The organism is Burkholderia sp. MS455, assembly GCF_016899445.1.
Classification (GTDB): domain Bacteria; phylum Pseudomonadota; class Gammaproteobacteria; order Burkholderiales; family Burkholderiaceae; genus Burkholderia; species Burkholderia pyrrocinia_C.
Genome location: NZ_CP041778.1, coordinates 1,610,380 through 1,624,749 on the forward strand (window position 1 = coordinate 1,610,380; position 14,370 = coordinate 1,624,749).

Consider the following 14,370-nt stretch of genomic DNA (forward strand, 5'->3'; position numbering starts at 1 on the left):
CCGTTCCACTGTGGGTGGCCGAGCGTCGCCGAGCCATGTTCCAACGGGTCATCGCGCGTCGTTGACGCAACAATATATCGTATCCAGCCGTGACCCGCATCGCTCGTTATCCGATCCGATTCCAACCGATTCACCGACCATGCGCGACCTCCCTCGTCTACCGCTTCGCCCGCTTTCGCCCCTTTCGCTGATGCTGCTCGCCGCCGCCGCGCACGCGCAGACCAATGCACCCGCCGTGTCGGGCACGCCTTCGGCTACCGCGCTCGCGCCGATCTTCGTGACCGCGAACCCGCTCGGCGATACCGAACTGATCTCGCCGACCGTCCAGCTTTCCGGCGACGCACTGACGCGCCGCCAGGCCGATTCGCTCGGCGAAACGCTCAACGGGCTGCCCGGCGTGTCGACCACCACCTACGGGCCGATGGTCGGCCGCCCGATCATCCGCGGGATGGACGGCGACCGGATCCGGCTGCTGCAGAACGGCGTCGCGTCCTACGACGCGTCGTCGCTGTCGTACGACCATGCGGTGCCGCAGGATCCGCTGTCGATCGAACGCGTCGAGATCGTGCGCGGCCCGGCCGCGCTGCTGTACGGCGGCAACGCGGTGGGCGGCGTCGTCAACACGATCGACAACCGGATTCCGCGCGAAGCGATCGAAGGCGTGACGGGTGCGCTCGACGCGCGCTACGGCGGCGCGAATTCCGTGCGCGCGGGCGCCGTGCAGGTCGAAGGCGGCAACGGCCGCTTCGCGTTCCACGTCGACGCGTTCGACCGCGAAACGAGCAAGCTGCGGATTCCCGGCTACGCACGCAGCAGCGCGCAACGCGCGCTCGACGGCCCCGACACGCCGCAGCCGGAAGGCAGCGTGCCGAACAGCGACGGCCGCGTGCACGGCGGCGCGGTCGGCGCGTCGTACACGTGGGCGGACGGCTTCGCGGGCCTGTCGTACAGCGGCTACGAATCGAACTACGGGTCCGTCGCGGAAAGCGACGTGCGGCTGCGGATGCGCCAGGAACGCCTCGCGCTCGCGTCCGAGGTGCGCAACCTGAGCGGGCCGTTCACGAAGCTGAAATTCGACTTCGCGTACACCGACTACCGCCACAAGGAAGTCGACAACGGCGAGACGGCAACCACCTTCCGCAACCGCGGCTACGAGGCGCGCATCGAGGCGCGGCATCGCAGGATCGGCCCGTTCGAAGGCGCGATCGGCGTGCAGTTCGGCCAGAACACGTTTTCCGCGCTCGGCGACGAGACGCTCGTGCCGTCCACCCGCACCAACAGCGTCGCGCTGTTCGGCCTCGAGGAATGGCAGGTCGTCCCGGCGCTGAAGCTGTCTCTCGGCGGCCGCTTCGAGCACGTGAAGGTCGACCCCGATCCGGCCGGCGTCGAGAAATTCGCGGGCGCGCAGCCGCGCGATTTCAACGCGGGCAGCCTGTCGGCCGGCGCGCTGTTCTCGCTGACGCCCGTGTGGTCAGTCGCGGCGAACGTCGCGTACACCGAACGCGCGCCGACCTTCTACGAGCTGTATTCGAACGGCCCGCACGATGCGACCGGCCAGTTCCTGATCGGCAACCCGAACGCGTCGAAGGAAAAGGCCGTGTCGACCGACCTGTCGCTGCGCTATGCGAACGGCCCGAACCGCGGCAGCGTCGGCGTGTTCTACAACCGCTTCTCGAACTACCTGACCGAGTACAACACCGGCCGCGTCGTGAACGACGACGGCGAGCCCGTCGCGCCCGGCGCCGACGGCTCGCTGAACGAAGCGATCTATCGCGGCGTGCGCGCCGAGTTCTACGGCATCGAGCTGGACGGAAAATGGCGCGCGTTCTCGCGGCGCGGCCATACGGTCGACCTGGAACTGACGGCCGACTACACGCACGCGCGCAACGTCGACACGGGCCAGCCGCTGCCGCGCATCGCGCCGCTGCGCGCGACGCTCGCGGCCGACTACGGCTACGGCCCGTTCGGCGCGCGTGCGCAGGTCACGCACGCGTGGTCGCAGCATCGCGTGCCCGACAACGACTTCTCGACGGACGGCTATACGTCGCTGGGCGTGATGCTGACCTACAAGTTCCGCGTCGGCGCGACGCACTGGCTCGCGTACCTGCGCGGCGACAACCTGACGAACCAGGAAATCCGCTATTCGACGTCGGTCGTGCGCGGCTTCGCGCCCGCAGGCGGCCGCAGTGTGATGGCCGGGTTGCGCACCACGTTCTGAGTCCCGTGTGGCCCGCCGCCCCTTGCGCACGCGGCGCTCGCCCGCGCAAGTTCCGGCCCCGCCCGTCGCGAGATGCGACGCACATCGTGCGCATCTCGCCGTTTTCCCATGCGCCGATGCAGACTTTTAAAACTGGCGAATGACGAGTATCCTAAAAAAAGCACTCCCCGTTCGGACGGCGAATCGCGTGCCCTGATTCCCGTCCGATCGCATTGCGGCCCCATCGCATCGCGCGCAGCGCGCCGATGGCGGCGTCCGCTTCGCGCCCCGGCCGCACGAACCTTCCCCCAACAATCGTCAGGAGAGCTGGTGAGCCGTCTCGTCGTCGTATCCAATCGCATCGCAGATCCCCGTAAAGCCGCGGCCGGCGGCCTCGCCGTCGCCGTGAAGGACAGCCTGCAGGAAACCGGCGGCGTCTGGTTCGGCTGGAGCGGCAGGCTGCGCGGCGCCGACGATCAGCCCTCGCAGGGCGAAGAGGTGCAGATCCAGAACGTCGGCGGGATCCAGCTCGCGACGATCGACCTCGACCCGCAGGACTACGACGCTTACTACCTCGGCTATTCGAACAACGTGCTGTGGCCGGTGTTCCACTACCGGCTCGATCTCGCGCAGTTCGACCGGCGCTTCGCCGACGGCTACCGGCGCGTGAACCAGCTGTTCGCGCGCAAGCTGCGCACGCTGCTGCGCCCCGACGACATCGTCTGGGTGCACGACTACCAGCTGATTCCGCTCGCCGCCGAACTGCGCGCGATGGGCTGCACGAATCCGATCGGCTTCTTCCTGCACATCCCGATGCCGCCGCCGCCGATCATGGCCGCGATCCCCGAACACGAATGGCTGATGCGCTCGCTGTTCGCGTACGACCTCGTCGGCTTCCAGACCGAATCGGATCTGCTCCACTTCGAGCATTACGTCGAAGCGGAAGCCGGCGCGGCGCGGCTGCCGGACGGTCGCCTGCGCGCGTTCGGCCGCACGCTGTCGGCCGGCGCGTTTCCGATCGGCATCAACGTCGACGAGTTCGAGTCGCTCGCCCGCGATCGCGACGGCATCGACATGTTCGACCGGATGCGCGATGAATATTCGCGCCGCCAGTTGCTGGTCGGCGTCGACCGGCTCGACTACACGAAGGGGCTGCCGCAGCGCGTGCATGCGTTCCGCCAGTTGCTCGAGCAGTATCCGGAGAACCGCAACCGCGCGACGCTGATCCAGATCGCCGCGCCGAGCCGCGAGGATCTCGGCGCGTACGACGACCTGCGGCGCGAGATGGACAGCCTGTGCGGCGCGATCAACGGCGACTACGGCGAACTCGAATGGATGCCGATGCGCTACATTCACCGCACCGTCGCGCGCAAGCGCTTGCCGGGCCTGTATCGCGCGAGCCGCGTCGCGCTCGTCACGCCGCTGCGCGACGGGATGAATCTCGTTGCGAAGGAGTTCCTCGCCGCGCAGGACGCGGCCGACCCGGGCGTGCTCGTGCTGTCGCGTTTCGCGGGTGCGGCCGAGCAATTGAAGCCGGCGCTGCTCGTCAATCCGTACGACACGCAAGGCACCGCGCAGGCGATCCAGCGCGCGCTGACGATGCCGCTCGACGAACGCCGCCAGCGCCACTCCGCGTTGATGGCGATCGTGCGCAAGACCGACGTGCACTGGTGGCGCACGCGTTTTCTCGAAGCGCTCGCGGAAGCGGCCGAAGTCGCGGCGGCCACCGAGCACTGACCGCACTCACATGTCCGTCGCCGCGTATTCGAGCGCCGCGCCGTTCACGTCGCACACATCGACCGAGATCGGGATGCCCGCACGTATGCTCTCGGTCACCACGCAATACGCATCGAACTGATCGAGCACGCGTGTCGCCGCCGCGAGATCGGCCCACGTCTTGCCGATCGACAGCCGCACGGCCATCGCGCTCACGCGCACCCTGCCCGCTTCGTTCTGCGCCATGTCGACGTCGATCCGCGCGGTGACCGGCTCCGGATCGACATGCTGCCGGTTCAGCGCGAACAGCAGGCTCGCCGCGAGACAGCTCGCGACCGACGCGGCAAGCAGCCGGATCGGGTTCGGCCCGCGCCCGTCGCCGAGCGGCGGCGGTTCATCGATGAGCACCGGCGACAGCGTCGTGCCGGCAAACCTGACTTCGAAGCCGAATCGCGCCTGCTGCGCGACTTCGACCGATACGTGCGCCTCGCTCATGGCGACTCCGTAGCTGGAAAGAGGGAAAGGAATTCCGGCGCATCGCCGCATCGACACGCGCCGGCCGCAGGATTGCGGCGCGTTCAGCGTTCGGGTTCGCGCGGCGGCCCGTACGCGACGAAATCGCGCTCGACCGCCGACGCCTGCTCCGGCGCGAGCGCGTCGCCGCGCGGACCGGCATCGCCGTCGGCTGCCGCCGCCGCGGACGACGGTTCGATGCGCCCGTCGATAAGCGCCTGCAGCGCGTCGCGTTCGAGCACTTCGCATTGCAGCAGCCGTCGCGCGATGCGTTCGAGCGCATCGCGACGTTCGCCGAGCGTCGCCGCGACCCGCGCATGCGCGTCGGCCAGCAGCGCGTGCACCTCGTCGTCGATCATCCGGGCCGTGTGCTCGCTGCAGCGTCCGGCGCCCGCATGCCATGCGCCGGGCATGCCCTGGCGCGTATCGCCGTCGTCGAACGTCGCGAGCCCGATCTTCTCGCTCATCCCGTACTGCATGACCATGTGGCGCGCCATCGCGGTCGCGCGTTCGAGATCGTTCTGCGCGCCCGTCGACACGTCGCCGAACACGAGTTCTTCGGCGACGCGCCCGCCGAGCAGCGCGTCGATCCGGTCAAGCAGCTCGCTCCTGCGCAGCACGTAGCGATCCTCGGTCGGCACCTGCTGCGTATAGCCGAGCGCGGCGACGCCGCGCGGAATGATCGACACCTTCTTCACCGGATCGCAGTGCGCGCGGCTTTCCGCGACGAGCGCATGGCCGGCCTCGTGATACGCGATGGTCAGCTTCTCCTGCGCGTTCATCACGCGGCTCTTGCGCTCGAGGCCCGTCAACGCGCGGTCGATCGCCTCGTCGAAGTCGGCCATGCCGATCGCCGGCTTGCCGAGTTCGGCCGCATGCAGCGCGGCCTCGTTGACGACGTTCGCGAGATCGGCGCCGACGAAGCCCGGCGTGCGCGACGCGAGTTCGCCGAGGTCGACCTCGGCCGCGAGCTTCACGCGCTTCACGTGCACGCCGAGGATCTGCCGGCGGCCGTTCACGTCGGGCCGGTCGATCGCGATGTGGCGATCGAAGCGGCCGGGCCGCAGCAGCGCGGGATCGAGAATCTCCGGCCGGTTCGTCGCGGCCATGATGATCACGCCGGAGCCGGCCTGGAAGCCGTCCATCTCGACGAGCAGCTGATTGAGCGTCTGCTCGCGTTCGTCGTTGCCCGACATCGGGCCGACGCCGCGCACCTTGCCGAGCGCATCGAGCTCGTCGACGAACACGATGCACGGCGCCTTCTGCTGCGCCTGCTCGAACAGGTCGCGCACACGCGCGGCGCCCACGCCGACGAACATCTCGACGAACGCCGAGCCGCTGATCGAGAAGAACGGCACGGCCGCCTCGCCGGCCACCGCGCGCGCGAGCAGCGTCTTGCCGGTGCCCGGCGCGCCGACGACGAGCACACCCTTCGGGATCTTGCCGCCGAGCCGCTGGTAGCGGTCGGGGTTGCGCAGGAACGAGACGAGCTGCTGCAGCTCGGCCTTCGCCTCGTCGATGCCCGCGATGTCGTCGAACGTGATGCCGGTTTCCTGCTGCACGTACACGCGCGCGCGGCTCTTGCCCATCCCGGTGAAATCCTGCAGCCCGCCGCGCCTGCGCAGCATCATGTTCCACACGAACACGAACAGCACGAGCGGCAGCAGCCACGACGCGAGCGACGCGATCCAGCCCGTGTCGGGCGTGCCGTGATAGCGGATGCCGGCGGCGGTCAGCGTGTCGGTCAGATGCTCGTCGGTCACGCGGTTGGTCGTGAAGCGCCACGGCGCGCCGGCCTGCTGCACGGCCGCGGCTTCGGACGCCGGCAGCATCGTGCCGGCCTGCGGCATCTTCAGCGTGCCCGTGATCGACGCGGGGCCGACCTCGAGATCGTCGACGAGCCGCGCGGCGACGAGACGGTGGAAATCGCTGTACGCGATCGACGCCGACGCCGGGTGCAGCATCAGCAACTGCGCGGCGAACAGCACGAAGAAGCCCGCCGCGATCAGCAATCCCGGGTAGTCGAATTTCCTGTCCATGGCATCGGACCAGCCGCACGCACGGTGCGGCGCGCACTCACTCCGACAACCGCACGCGACCGGCGCGCGGCATCGGCAGCCATGCGGAAGCGGCATTCATCCGCGTCATCGTCGTCTCGCTGTGTCGCCTCGGTTCGTCGCATCGATGACGCCGCGGCGGCGCCGTCGGCCGGCACCGTCGGGCGATCGTCGCCCGGGCGGCACGCCGCGACGCGCCGCCCCTGAATTCAGTCTAGCTCGCGCGCGGGCGTCGCGCATCGCCCGCCGTGCAAGTCGAATCGTCCGACAAACACCTTTCGTCGGCGGCACCCGCCGCGTTATAGTCGCGTTCATGACATTTGTGTGACAGTTGCATCGCACCTGCTTTTGCGCGACGCCGGCCGTTGCTGTCCGTTTCGCATCGCGGCAGCCCGAGCGACGCGGCCGTGTATCGATCCACACCGCCAACCTGCCCATTCGAGGAGCCCACGACGTGACCGACACCCCCGATCGCCCCGACGACCTTCCCGCCGATCCCGACCGCCGCCGCGTACTCGGCGGCCTCGCCGCGCTCGGTGCCGGTGTCGCGCTCGGCGGCTGTGAAACCACGCCGGGCAGCGCGCCGCGCTCCGCCGCCGACCAGCGCATCGACGAAGCGTTGCGCCAGCGCGTGCGCCACATCGTCGTGATCTATGCGGAAAACCGCAGCTTCGCGAACCTGTACGGCGATTTCCCGGGCGTGCGACATCCGCTGAGCGAGGTGCGGCCCGAGCACGCGCGGCAGCTCGACCGCGACGGCAAGACGCCGCTGCCCGTGCTGCCGAAGATCTGGGGCGGGCTCGTGCCGCAGGCGCAGGAAGTGGACGGCAAGCGCTACGCGATCGCCGAGCGCGACATCGACAAGCTGCCGAACGCGCCGTTCCGGATCGCCGACGCACAGGGCAAGCCGCTGCCGAACGGCGTGATCACGCGCGACCTGTGGCACCGCTTCTATCAGAACCAGATGCAGATCGCGGCCGGCCGCAACAACCAGTTCGCCGCATGGGCCGATTCGGGCGGCCTCGTGATGGGCCATTACCGCAATTCGGCCGACACGCTGCGGCTGTGGAATCTCGCGCGGCAATACACGCTGTGCGACAACTTCTTCATGGCGGCCTTCGGCGGTTCGTGGTTGAACCACATGTTCCTGATTTCCGCGCAGGCGCCGCTGTATCCGGACGCACACAAGCATCCGCATGCGGCGAAGCTGCTGTCGAAGGTCGAAGGCGACGATCCGGCCGGCACACGCCTCGCGCTCGCCGCCGATTCGCCGGCATCCGCGCTCGACGGCCCGCCGAAGTTCGCGGGCGACGGCCCGCTGACACCCGACGGCTACGGCGTGAACACGATGGCGCCGCCGTACCAGCCGAGCTACGTGCCGCCGCCCGACCCGGGCAACGCCGCGTATGCGGACCCGGACGACCATCGCGTACTGCCGCCGCAGGGCTACGCGACGATCGGCGATCGCCTGTCGGAGAAGAACATCGACTGGGCGTGGTACAGCGGCGCGTGGCAATACGCGCTCGAGCATCGCGACACGGGCACCGTGCCCGATTTCCAGTACCACCACCAGCCGTTCAACTACTTCCGCAACTTCGCGCCGGGCACCGCCGCGCGCCAACGGCACCTTCGTGATGCAGGGCTCGGCGACGAGCCGTCGACGAACCGCTTCATCGCCGACATCGATGCGGGGCGCCTGCCGGCCGTCACGTTCTACAAGCCGCAGGGCAACCTGAACATGCACGCGGGCTACGCGGACATCGAATCGGGCGACCGCCACATCGCGACCGTGATCGACCATATCCGGCGCGGGCCGCAATGGGACAACACCGTGATCGTGATGACGCACGACGAGAACGGCGGCTGGTGGGATCACGTCGCGCCGCCGGTCGGCGACCGCTGGGGGCCGGGCTCGCGGATTCCGGCGCTCGTGATCTCGCCGTTCGCGAAAAAGGGCTTCGTCGATCACACGCTGTACGACACGAACTCGATCCTGCGCTTCATCAGCCGCGTGCACGGGCTCGCTCCACTCGACGGCGTGGCCGCGCGCAACAACGCGTTCGCCGCGCGCGGCGAGACGCCGCCCGGCGATCTCACCAACGCGCTCGATCTCGGCTGACGGCCGGTTGGTCGCTTGGCCGGTTCACCGGTTCACCGCTTGAAACGACGACGCCCCGGGCAATGCGATCGATTGCCCGGGGCGTCGTGCATTTGCGGCCATGCTACGCGGCGCTGCGCAATGCGTCGCGCACCGCGTGCGCGGCGTATGTCCGTCGTGGACAGGCCCGCCGCGTCGCATTTCGCGAGATGCGGATGGAGAAACGGCATCGATGCAAAAACGTCCCGCCGCCGGCGATGGAAGCCGGCGGCGGGACGTCAGGGTCAATGCATCGTTGCGGATCGTCAGCCGCCGAGGCGCTGCTCGATCTTCTTCATCGTGTCGGTCATTTCAGCCGGCAAGCGCAGCTTCAGCATGTCGAACAGCGCCGCGTGCAGCTTCAGCTCCTCGCGCCATTCGTCGGCGTTCATCGACGTCACCGCGGCGAACTGCTCGCGCGTGAAATCGAGCCCGTCCCAGTGCAGGTCTTCATAAGCGGGGGACACGCCGAACGCATGTTCGCCGCCGCCACCGGTGCCTTCGAGACGGTCGAGCATCCACTTCAGCACGCGCATGTTCTCGCCGAAGCCAGGCCATACGAACTTGCCGTTCGCGTCCTTGCGGAACCAGTTCACGCAGTAGATCTTCGGCAACGTCGCGCCCGCGCCTTCGAGCTGCTTGCCGAGCTTCAGCCAGTGCGCGAAATAATCGCTGACGTTATAGCCGCAGAACGGCAGCATCGCGAACGGGTCGCGGCGCACGATGCCCTGCTGGCCGACTGCCGCGGCGGTCGTCTCCGAGCCCATCGTCGCGGCCATGTACACGCCTTCGACCCAGTCGCGCGCCTCGGTCACGAGCGGTACCGTCGTCGAGCGGCGGCCGCCGAAGATGAACGCATCGATCGGCACGCCGGCCGGGTTCTCCCAGTCCGCGTCGATCGACGGGCACTGCGCGGCCGGCGCCGTGAAGCGCGAATTCGGATGCGCGGCCTTGCGGCCCGTTTCCTTGCCGATTTCCGGCGTCCAAGGGTTGCCCTGCCAGTCGGTCAGCTTCGCGGGCGGCGTGTCGGTCAGCCCTTCCCACCACACGTCGCCGTCTTCCGTCAGCGCGACGTTCGTGAAGATCACGTTTTCCTTCAGCGTCGAGATCGCGTTCGGGTTGGTCTTCACGCCGGTGCCCGGCGCGACGCCGAAGAAGCCGGCTTCCGGATTGATCGCATACAGACGGCCGTCTCGGCCCGGTTTCAGCCACGCGATGTCGTCGCCGATCGTCGTGACCTTCCAGCCGTCGAAGCCCTGCGGAGGAATCAGCATCGCGAAGTTGGTCTTGCCGCACGCGGACGGGAACGCGGCCGCGACGTGATACTTCTTGCCGGCCGGCGACGTCACGCCGAGGATCAGCATGTGCTCGGCGAGCCAGCCCTGGTCGCGGCCCATCGTCGACGCGATGCGCAGCGCGAAGCACTTCTTGCCGAGCAGCGCGTTGCCGCCGTAGCCCGAACCGAAGCTCCAGATCTCGCGTGTCTCGGGGAAATGCACGATGTACTTGACCGGGTTGCACGGCCACCGCACGTCTTGCTCGCCTGCTTCGAGCGGATGGCCGACGCTGTGCACGCACGGCACGAACTCGCCGTCCTCGCCCAGCACGTCGTACACGTCGCGGCCCATGCGCGTCATGATCCGCATGTTCACCACGACGTACGGGCTGTCGGACAGTTCGACGCCGACGTGCGCGATCGGCGAGCCGAGCGGGCCCATCGAAAACGGCACCACGTACAGCGTGCGGCCGCGCATCGAGCCGCGGAACAGCTCGTTGAGCGTCTCGCGCATTTCGGCGGGCGCGACCCAGTTGTTGGTCGGGCCGACGTCGTCGCGCGATTCCGCGCAGATGAACGTGCGATCTTCGACACGTGCAACGTCGGACGGATCGGATTGCGCGAGATACGAGTTCGGGCGCTTCGCCGGGTTCAGGCGCGTAAGCGTGCCCTGGTCGACCATGGCCTGGCACAGCGCGTCGTATTCCTCCTGCGAACCGTCACACCACACGACGCGATCGGGCTCCGTGAGCGCCGCGATGCGCGACACCCAGTCGATCAGCTTGCGATGCTTGACGAAAGCCGGCGGAGCGATCAGCGGGCCGTACGTTGCTTCGGCCAGATTGTTTTGCGACATGGGGATGTCTCCAGATTATTGGACGGGAATGGGAGATGCGGGGTGAACCCGCCAGATGGGAAATGCGATCGGAATGCAGGACGCAGCAACGCGCAACGCGGGGCACGCGAGCTGTGCGCGTGTCGATGCCGCGATGCGGGCGAGAGGATGTGATGTCTCGTTAGAAGATGCGAACGCGAGTTTCGCCATGCCAGCAACCTGCCTTACAACTTCCATGCCGGCCAGCATACCATCGCCGTTATCGAGCGGGCGTTGCGTTGCAACAAGAAACAACTGTCACGACATGCAGGCACATGTGTTGCAGGAAAGTCATTTCAACTGCATCGATGCGATCGCTGTCAGGGACGAAACGCGGGGAACGTCCGTCGGACAAGCGTTTGGCGAAAGCGGCAAGTTCGGCCCGCCGGCTGCGCGCATGAAAATTGCACATGCGCGCCCGGCGAATTCTCGTTTTCGCTACTCAGGCAAACCCTGAATTAGGTTGCGTACACAAACATCGTGCTCCAACGCGTGATGTACGCCCCCGCTCAAAACGGCGCGCCCGGCAATCCGGGGTAATACGACGCTTCGTCGCTCGCGAGGAACAACGTCGCGCGTGCAATCTCGTCGGGCGGGACGACGCGCCGCAGCGGCACGTTCTCACAGTGCTTGTTGATCTCCTCGAGCGGCGCACCGGTCGGGTTCGACATCGCAGTGTTCACGTCGCCCGGATGAATCGAATCGCATGCATGCGCGGCTTTCGTCCGAACAGACGATGTGATGCAGGCGCCTTCGTTCCTGCCATCGAACGACACCACCACGAGATACGGCGATGGCCGACACGACCCGCACGCTCCATGAATACGAGCAGATCCGGTAGCTGAAGTACCGGTATTTGTGGCGCGACGCACAGGCCGCGCACGATCAGTGGAGCCGCACGGTGCACGCGCAGCTCGCGTTCCTTAACACTCAGTCATCCGTCATCCCTTTACGCGTGCTTGCCCGACGTCAACCGCTCGGCGAGATCGATGACATCAAGCCAGCACCGCCTCTACGGGACGGCGGGGTGAGAAAGGCAGCGTCGCCCCGTAGCCGAAGCGCAGGACAATATCCGGCCGCCGACCGGCCTGGCCGACAAGGGCTGCCAGTTCAGAGCGAAAGCGCGCGACTTCAACGGGTTGATTGACGAAGGCGACTTTGATCCCGAGGTTCGTCGCCGTGAGCGCGAAGCGCTGGCAAGCCTGGCCGACCTTGAACCAATGCGCCCTGTCTGCCCGATCGCCGACGAACACGGCGATGCCGGCCGACGAATCGATCTGGCGGGCGTATTTGTCGTTCTCGGTGCGGGCGGTGAAAAAACGTTCGAACGCGAAGCGGCCGAAAGCGCTCGGCAGCACGGGATTCCCGCTCGTAGCGGAGAACAGCCCATCGCCCGACATCATGGCGCTGCGCGGGTTGAAGCGGATCCACTGCTCCAGTTCGGTCAGGAAGGCCAGATCTTCCATTTGAACGCCGTTGGCGGCCACGACCAGATCCTTGACCTTGTTGACCCGCGTCCGGTCGGTGAGGACTATCAAGTGGACGCCGGGCATGGCCGCTGCCTGTTCGAGCAATGCAAGCTCGGCGACAGGAACAGGACGCCGGTCATATTCGGTGCGGGTCGATTGTCGCCTGGTAATCGCGGCATAAAGCGGACTCGTCCTCATTGATCCGCTCACGAATGCATAACGTGCCCAGTCGCCGTCCGGATTCATCTGGAGCTCGCCGGGCCGCCCTGTCGCTGCAGCCGCGATGGCGAGGTTTTCCGCTGCGCATCCCAGGCTCACGAACAAATGATGGTCATCTGGATCGACAGCCGGTGTCCTCCGCGAGAAGTCCGGCAGAACGTCGATGGTCCCTTCGCCGACGCGAAAACGCCAAGGCTGCGTATTGTGACTGTTGGCGGCGAGCGTTGCATAGCGGAGGAGGCCGCGTATGTCCGCCGGCATCGTCAGACCGGCGCGCAGGCCGTTTGCATAGGCCTCGTAGTCGACCATTGAACCCACAGTCGACATCCACGCGACGGCGCCGCCCGCCATCATCAGGGCGCCGCCGCTGGCGCCGACGATGAAACCCCGCCGGTTCACGAGAACGTAGTTGCGGCCTGCCTTGATGCAGGCAGCCCACTTCGTTGAATGCACTCGCGTAGCGCCGAAGTTACGAGAGGCAGCACCGCGAGAACTCGCGAGTCCGCAAAATCATGGCGATGAAAAGAGTTCATCGTAAGTTGTGCTTCCAACTTGCAAGTTTTCCGAAGTCAATTCACGCCTGGGGACCAATTGCGAACCGTAGGCGAAGGCACACACGGATGCGCGGCAGCAGGCCAAGTCCAATCAACCACGCATGGATTCGGGTCCACATCCTGCCATACAGTGCCGGGCGCCAACCGCGGCAAAAGTATCGTGAGCGGGAGCCGGCATGCTCTGCCGGGCCTTCCTTTCGCATCGTGCGTACTCTTTCAATCTCAGTGTTTGAAGCGGCCAGCTTTTCTCTTCACATGCATATCATGCTGCACGGCGGGCTGGCGCTCTTGACACGAGTCAAACGAGTCGAAGGAGTTTCCGATTGCCGATGCACCCGGCTAGGTCGCTGGGGAAACGAACTCCGCGTCAGCGGACGGTGATGTCGACGGTCACGATTTCGTATCCTGGGTCGGCGTTCTCGTTCGCCGCTTTTTTCGCTTCCTCATACGACAGAAAGGACATGGCGTCTTCAATCACCGGTGCCATGCCGATGTCGCCATCCTCACCGGTGCAGAGGAACTGCTCACCGGTCTTCACGACATAGATGGTCGTCATGCCTCCCTCCATGGTTTGCATGGGGAACTTCCAGTCTAGCTTCCACGATTCCGTATGCAACCCCGGCAGTCGAATTGATCTGCCGTCAAGATTCGTCGTCCTCCGTGATCGCAGTTACGCCAAAGGTCATCCGGCATGCGCCAAAGGACCAGCTCAGCGATAAACGCTTGCCATCATGACAAAACGTCTATAATTGGACAATCCATCGACCAACCCGCCCGGAACGACATGAGCGACATGAACGACTACCCCGTTTTCGACACGCTTTGCGACCTGCTGACCACGTCCGGCGCCCGTTTCCGCGTGCTGGAGCACCCGGCGGAAGGTAAATCCGACGTAATCGCCGCAATCCGCGGCACGCGCCCCGAACAGGGCGCGAAGGCGATGCTGTGCACGTTCAAGGACGGCGGCGACACGACCGCGCTCGCCGTGATCCCCGGCCACCTGAAGATCGATTTCCGCAAGGTCGCCGATGCCGTCGGCCGCCGCAAGGCGACGCTCGCGTCGCCCGATGTCGCGGCCGCCGTTACCCGCTGCGTGATGGGCGCCGTGCCGCCGTTCGTGTTCGATGGAAACGTGGCGCTCGTCGTCGATCCCGCGCTGGTCGAACGCAACGACGAGATCGCGTTCAACGCGGGCCGCCTCGACCGCTCGGTCGTGCTCGATGCGGCCGACTACGTGCGGATCGCGCGCCCGTTGCTGGCCGACATCACGCGGCCGGAAACGACAGCCGACCAGGAACACGCCGGTTGACCGTTTCCCGAAACCGTCGCATCGATCCGAAACCTGAACGCGAGCCCAC

Annotated in this window: 11 protein-coding genes; 5 read left to right on the forward strand and 6 right to left on the reverse strand. The window is 66.8% G+C overall.

Features of this window, described 5'->3' with window-relative positions; genetic code table 11:
- Positions 1–139 precede the first annotated feature (139 nt).
- Both FPJ27_RS11800 and otsA read left to right on the forward strand, forming a co-directional pair.
- The gene (locus FPJ27_RS11800; protein WP_239483288.1) at positions 140–2,218 is read left to right on the forward strand and encodes a TonB-dependent receptor; all 2,079 of its coding nucleotides are present in this window, start codon (positions 140–142) and stop codon (positions 2,216–2,218) included.
- Positions 2,219–2,527: 309 nt separating this feature from the next.
- The gene (gene otsA, locus FPJ27_RS11805) at positions 2,528–3,934 is read left to right on the forward strand and encodes an alpha,alpha-trehalose-phosphate synthase (UDP-forming) (protein WP_175963546.1); all 1,407 of its coding nucleotides are present in this window, start codon (positions 2,528–2,530) and stop codon (positions 3,932–3,934) included.
- Positions 3,935–3,940: 6 nt separating this feature from the next.
- Here otsA and FPJ27_RS11810 read toward each other — a convergent pair whose 3' ends face one another.
- Together FPJ27_RS11810 and ftsH are read right to left on the reverse strand one after the other, a co-directional pair.
- Positions 3,941–4,408: an OsmC family protein gene (locus tag FPJ27_RS11810; protein WP_072438613.1), complete on the reverse strand. Its 468-nt coding sequence runs from the start codon at positions 4,406–4,408 to the stop codon at positions 3,941–3,943.
- 83 nt (positions 4,409–4,491) lie between these two features.
- On the reverse strand, positions 4,492–6,465 hold the full coding sequence (ftsH, locus tag FPJ27_RS11815) for an ATP-dependent zinc metalloprotease FtsH (RefSeq protein WP_204423023.1): 1,974 nt from the start codon (positions 6,463–6,465) through the stop codon (positions 4,492–4,494).
- Positions 6,466–6,937: 472 nt separating this feature from the next.
- Here ftsH and FPJ27_RS11820 point away from each other — a divergent pair, with 472 nt between their 5' ends.
- Positions 6,938–8,602, forward strand: coding sequence for an acid phosphatase (locus FPJ27_RS11820; RefSeq protein ID WP_204423026.1), 1,665 nt, complete (start codon positions 6,938–6,940; stop codon positions 8,600–8,602).
- A 284-nt stretch (positions 8,603–8,886) separates the two neighbouring features.
- Here the strand turns inward: FPJ27_RS11820 and FPJ27_RS11825 are convergent, their stop codons facing one another.
- Positions 8,887–10,752 (reverse strand): phosphoenolpyruvate carboxykinase (GTP), encoded by a 1,866-nt coding sequence (locus FPJ27_RS11825; protein ID WP_204423029.1) that lies wholly within the window; start codon positions 10,750–10,752, stop codon positions 8,887–8,889.
- Positions 10,753–10,807: 55 nt separating this feature from the next.
- On the opposite strand from FPJ27_RS11825, the gene FPJ27_RS11830 reads away from it, so the two are divergent.
- The gene (locus tag FPJ27_RS11830) at positions 10,808–11,227 is read left to right on the forward strand and encodes a hypothetical protein (protein WP_204423032.1); all 420 of its coding nucleotides are present in this window, start codon (positions 10,808–10,810) and stop codon (positions 11,225–11,227) included.
- A gap of 52 nt (positions 11,228–11,279) precedes the next feature.
- Here the strand turns inward: FPJ27_RS11830 and FPJ27_RS11835 are convergent, their stop codons facing one another.
- The 3 genes from FPJ27_RS11835 to FPJ27_RS11845 all read right to left on the reverse strand — a co-directional run bounded on the left by FPJ27_RS11835 (position 11,280) and on the right by FPJ27_RS11845 (position 13,568).
- A complete protein-coding gene (locus tag FPJ27_RS11835; protein ID WP_239483289.1) occupies positions 11,280–11,441 on the reverse strand; it encodes an SDR family oxidoreductase in 162 nt (53 codons plus the stop codon).
- A 324-nt stretch (positions 11,442–11,765) separates the two neighbouring features.
- Positions 11,766–12,911: a nitroreductase family protein gene (locus FPJ27_RS11840; protein ID WP_239483290.1), complete on the reverse strand. Its 1,146-nt coding sequence runs from the start codon at positions 12,909–12,911 to the stop codon at positions 11,766–11,768.
- 468 nt (positions 12,912–13,379) lie between these two features.
- Positions 13,380–13,568 carry a hypothetical protein gene (locus FPJ27_RS11845; RefSeq protein WP_034180926.1) on the reverse strand — a complete coding sequence of 63 codons (189 nt, stop codon included), beginning with the start codon at positions 13,566–13,568 and terminating at the stop codon, positions 13,380–13,382.
- A gap of 237 nt (positions 13,569–13,805) precedes the next feature.
- On the opposite strand from FPJ27_RS11845, the gene FPJ27_RS11850 reads away from it, so the two are divergent.
- Positions 13,806–14,321, forward strand: a complete 516-nt coding sequence (locus tag FPJ27_RS11850; RefSeq protein ID WP_175963586.1) for a YbaK/prolyl-tRNA synthetase associated domain-containing protein — start codon at positions 13,806–13,808, stop codon at positions 14,319–14,321.
- The last annotated feature ends 49 nt before the right edge of the window (positions 14,322–14,370 follow it).

Coding starts and splice junctions, on each gene's coding strand:
- FPJ27_RS11800 (WP_239483288.1), top strand. CDS start 140: ATGCGCGACCTCCCTCGTCTACCGCTTCGCCCGCTTTCGCCCCTTTCG.
- FPJ27_RS11810 (WP_072438613.1), bottom strand. CDS start 4,408: ATGAGCGAGGCGCACGTATCGGTCGAAGTCGCGCAGCAGGCGCGATTC.
- ftsH (WP_204423023.1), bottom strand. CDS start 6,465: ATGGACAGGAAATTCGACTACCCGGGATTGCTGATCGCGGCGGGCTTC.
- FPJ27_RS11825 (WP_204423029.1), bottom strand. CDS start 10,752: ATGTCGCAAAACAATCTGGCCGAAGCAACGTACGGCCCGCTGATCGCT.
- FPJ27_RS11830 (WP_204423032.1), top strand. CDS start 10,808: ATGGGAAATGCGATCGGAATGCAGGACGCAGCAACGCGCAACGCGGGG.
- FPJ27_RS11835 (WP_239483289.1), bottom strand. CDS start 11,441: ATGTCGAACCCGACCGGTGCGCCGCTCGAGGAGATCAACAAGCACTGT.
- FPJ27_RS11845 (WP_034180926.1), bottom strand. CDS start 13,568: ATGACGACCATCTATGTCGTGAAGACCGGTGAGCAGTTCCTCTGCACC.
- FPJ27_RS11850 (WP_175963586.1), top strand. CDS start 13,806: ATGAACGACTACCCCGTTTTCGACACGCTTTGCGACCTGCTGACCACG.